Raw genomic sequence first — 3,526 nt, 5'->3', positions numbered from 1 at the left:
CCAGCTCGCCTGCCCGTGCCCGGGACCGGGCGGCCAGTGCCGGGGTGGCGGCCAGCAGCCGCAACGCGCCGAGGCGCCGACGCCCGCGGCGGCCGTCGTCTCGGTCGTGCTCGGCGAGCCGGAACGGGCGGTCGCGGCCGCGCAGACCTGCCGGGAGCACGGTGTCGCCGTCGGCTGCTTCCGGCCGCCGACGGTCCCGCCGGGCACGAGCCGGCTACGGCTGTCCGCGCGGGCCGACCTGACCGACGACGACATCGCGTTGTTCGCCACCGCGATGGCCGCCGCGCGGGCGGCCCTGCCGGCGGGCACGCCCGCCGGGCGGTCATGAGCATCCTCGTCGTCACCGGCACCGGCACCGGCGTCGGCAAGACCGTCACCACGGCCGCCGTGGCGGCGCTCGCGCTCGATCGCGGACCGCTGACCGCCGGCGACCCCGGCGGCTCGGTCGCGGTGGTCAAGCCGGCGCAGACAGGCGTCGCGCCGGGTGAGCCGGGCGACGCCGACCTGGTTCGGGACCTGACCGGGCTCACCGACGTGCACGAGCTGGCCCGCTACCCCGACCCGCTGGCTCCGGCGACGGCCGCCCGCCTGCGCGGGCTCCCGGCCGTCGACCTCGCGGGGGTCGCCGACACCGTCGCCAAGCTGTCGACCGAGCACCGGCTCGTCCTCGTAGAGGGCGCCGGCGGGCTGCTGGTGCGCTACGACGAGGACGGGCGGACGCTGGCCGACCTGGCCCGATCGCTGGGGGCGCTGGTGCTGGTCGTGACCAGGCCGGCCCTGGGCACCTTGAGCGACACGGCACTCACCCTCGAGGCGCTTGAGCGCCGTGGGCTGGAGCTGGCCGGCGTGGTGATCGGCAGCTGGCCGCGGCGGCCCGAGCTCGCGGAACGCGCGAACCTCGCCGATCTGGAGACGGTCGCCGGCCGGCCGCTGGCCGGTGTGCTCCCGGAGGGCGCCGGCCTTCTTGATCAGGCGTCCTTCCGGGCGCTGGCCCGCCGGTCGCTCGCGCCCTCGCTGGGCGGCACCTTCGACCCGGTCGCCTTCCGCGGCGGCCACCTTCCCTAGGCAGCTTCCCTAGGCGAGTGCGAGAGACCACGTCCAAGGAACGCGCGCCGCGGCCACGCTGGGTCGGACAATGAGCGGGCCTGGCGTTAAGCCGGGCCTGCTCGCCTGACCCGCCGACGCCCGTCCCGCCGCACGCACTGTCCCGATGTCCACTGACCCAATGCCGGTTCCGGCGGCTGGAGTGAACCTGTGACCCCTCCTGTGACCACCGTCAACCCGACGGCCCAGCCATCGGCGACCGAGCTGCCGGCGACCGAGCTCCCGACGCCTGAGCTCCCGGCGGACGTCACGGCGCTGCTCGCCACCGCCCGCGCGCAGGTTCTGGTCGAAGGCCGTGGGCTCGACGAGGCGCAGGTGCTGGCCGTGCTGGAGCTGCCCGACGAGGCGGTGCCGGAGCTGCTCGCGCTCGCGCACGAGGTGCGGACCCGCTGGTGCGGCCCGGAGGTCGAGGTCGAGGGCATCGTCAGCCTGAAGACCGGCGGCTGCCCGGAGGACTGCCACTTCTGCTCGCAGTCCGGCAAGTTCGACTCGCCGGTCCGCTCCGCCTGGCTGGACGTGCCGAGCCTGGTCGAGGCCGCGAAGGCTACGGCGGCCACCGGCGCGACCGAGTTCTGCATCGTCGCGGCCGTGCGCGGCCCGGACGCCCGGCTGATGGCCCAGGTCCGCGAGGGCGTCGCGGCGATCCGCGCGGCCGTCGACATCAACGTGGCCTGCTCGCTGGGCATGCTGACGCAGGACCAGGTCGACGAGCTGGTCGCCATGGGCGTGCACCGGTACAACCACAACCTGGAGACGGCCCGCTCGCACTTCCCGAACGTCGTGACCACGCACAGCTGGGAGGAGCGCCTCGACACCTGCGAGATGGTCCGCGCGGCCGGCATGGAGCTGTGCTGCGGCGCGATCCTGGGCGTCGGCGAGACCCTCGCGCAGCGGGCCGAGCTCGCCGCGCAGCTCGCCGCGCTTGAGCCGGACGAGGTGCCGCTGAACTTCCTCAACCCGCGGCCGGGTACCCCGTTCGGTGACCTGCCGGTGGTCGGGGCCAAGGACGCGCTGCGGGCGATCGCGGCCTACCGGCTGGCGATGCCGCGGACCATCCTGCGCTACGCGGGCGGCCGGGAGATCACCCTGGGCGATCTCACCGAGGACGGCATGCTGGGCGGCATCAACGCGGTGATCGTCGGCAACTATCTGACCACGCTGGGCCAGTCCCCCACCAGCGACCTGGCCATGCTCGACCGGCTGTCGATGCCGATCAAGTCGCTGCAGGCGACGCTCTAGGCCCGGGGCGAGCACAAGTGACCGCCGAGTACGACACCCTGGCGTCGACCGCGACGCCGCTGGCGACCGCAGCCTTCTGCGACCGGTGCGGCGAGCCGGCCGGAGCTGGCGCACACGAGCGCTGCGACGCGGCGCGCGCTCTGGAGCCGCCGCGTTACTGCCCCACCTGCCGGCGCCGGCTCGTGGTCCAGGTCGTACCCACCGGCTGGACCGCCCGCTGCGCCGAACACGGCGTCACCACCTCGCCCAGCTGACCCGCGGACTCCTGGACGAGAGCTCCGACCGGAACTGAACCAGCTCGGGCCGCGGCAGTCCTACCTCGTGGTCGCCGAGCGGGCTGAACCACGACCGTGGCGCAGGAGTTGCCGCGCTCTGGCGGAGCTGAACCAGCCCGGGGTGTGGCAGTCCTGCGTTGTGGTCGCCGACCGGGCTGAACCACGACCATGGCGCAGGAGCTGCCGCGGCTTGGTGACGCTCAACCAGCTCGGGCCGCAGCAGTCCTACCTCGTGGTCGCCGAGCGGGCTGAACCACGACCGTGGCGCAGGGCCAACGAACTCCCGGGCATCGCGGCCCGGCTCCCCGATGCCCTGCCCGGCTCCCCGCATCGCGGCCCGGGCCGTTGGGCCCAGGCTCTCAGACTGGCTGGGGCTCGACCACGGCGATGAGGTCGCCGTCCTGGACGACGTCGCCCTCCTGAACGGCGATCTGAGCGACGGTGCCGCCGTCCTCACTGATGACCGGGATCTCCATCTTCATCGAGTCGAGGATCACCAGCGCGTCCCCGGCCGCGACGGCGTCACCCACTCCGACGACAACCTTCCAGACGTTCGCCACCATCTCGGCGCGGACTTCCTCGGCCATGGTCATCCCTTCCGGGGCACGGGTGCGCGGGACGCGCACGGGTCGGGGCGCTCGGGTGTTCGACCGGCCCGTCCGGGCCTGTCGGGCGAGATAGCCCGGCAGACCTTCGCCCAGATCGGCGTCACCCGGATCAGCGTGGTCAGATCGGCCTGGGCGGTCCCGCGGAGCCCCGGACCCCGTGCCGATCCGCTTGCCAGCGTAGACCGCCTCGCCTACGTCGATCCGACCGTGGCGCCGGTGTGTCAGATCAGCCCCATCCCCGTCGATCGGCGGACACGCCCTCGTAATGCCATGCGCACCGCGAGCCCCGCACGGCGGAAC

Annotated in this window: 5 protein-coding genes; 4 read left to right on the top strand and 1 reads right to left on the bottom strand. The window is 74.0% G+C overall.

Annotated features, from left to right (window positions below):
- The 4 genes from I6A60_RS31545 to I6A60_RS31530 form a co-directional block, all read left to right on the top strand.
- Positions 1-328: aminotransferase class I/II-fold pyridoxal phosphate-dependent enzyme (locus I6A60_RS31545; protein WP_238436655.1), on the top strand; the 328-nt coding region annotated here is incomplete at its 5' end.
- Positions 325-1,065, top strand: a complete 741-nt coding sequence (gene bioD, locus I6A60_RS31540; protein WP_203024905.1) for a dethiobiotin synthase — start codon at positions 325-327, stop codon at positions 1,063-1,065. The genes I6A60_RS31545 and bioD, both read left to right, overlap by 4 nt.
- 189 nt (positions 1,066-1,254) lie before the next feature.
- Positions 1,255-2,343 (top strand): biotin synthase BioB, encoded by a 1,089-nt coding sequence (bioB, locus tag I6A60_RS31535; protein ID WP_203024906.1) that lies wholly within the window; start codon positions 1,255-1,257, stop codon positions 2,341-2,343.
- Positions 2,344-2,360: 17 nt separating this feature from the next.
- A complete protein-coding gene (locus tag I6A60_RS31530; protein WP_203024907.1) occupies positions 2,361-2,597 on the top strand; it encodes a hypothetical protein in 237 nt (78 codons plus the stop codon).
- Between the two features lie 380 nt (positions 2,598-2,977).
- Here the strand turns inward: I6A60_RS31530 and I6A60_RS31525 are convergent, their stop codons facing one another.
- Positions 2,978-3,205, bottom strand: coding sequence for a biotin/lipoyl-binding carrier protein (locus tag I6A60_RS31525; RefSeq protein ID WP_203024908.1), 228 nt, complete (start codon positions 3,203-3,205; stop codon positions 2,978-2,980).
- Positions 3,206-3,526: the final 321 nt, after the last annotated feature.

Source organism: Frankia sp. AgB1.9 (assembly GCF_016786355.1).
Classification (GTDB): Bacteria; Actinomycetota; Actinomycetes; order Frankiales; family Frankiaceae; genus Pseudofrankia.
This window is presented reverse-complemented; position numbering and strand designations above follow the sequence as displayed.

Excerpts from the sequence above, each read along its gene's own strand:
- bioD (WP_203024905.1), top strand. The coding sequence starts at position 325 with ATGAGCATCCTCGTCGTCACCGGCACCGGCACCGGCGTCGGCAAGACC.
- I6A60_RS31525 (WP_203024908.1), bottom strand. The coding sequence starts at position 3,205 with ATGGCCGAGGAAGTCCGCGCCGAGATGGTGGCGAACGTCTGGAAGGTT.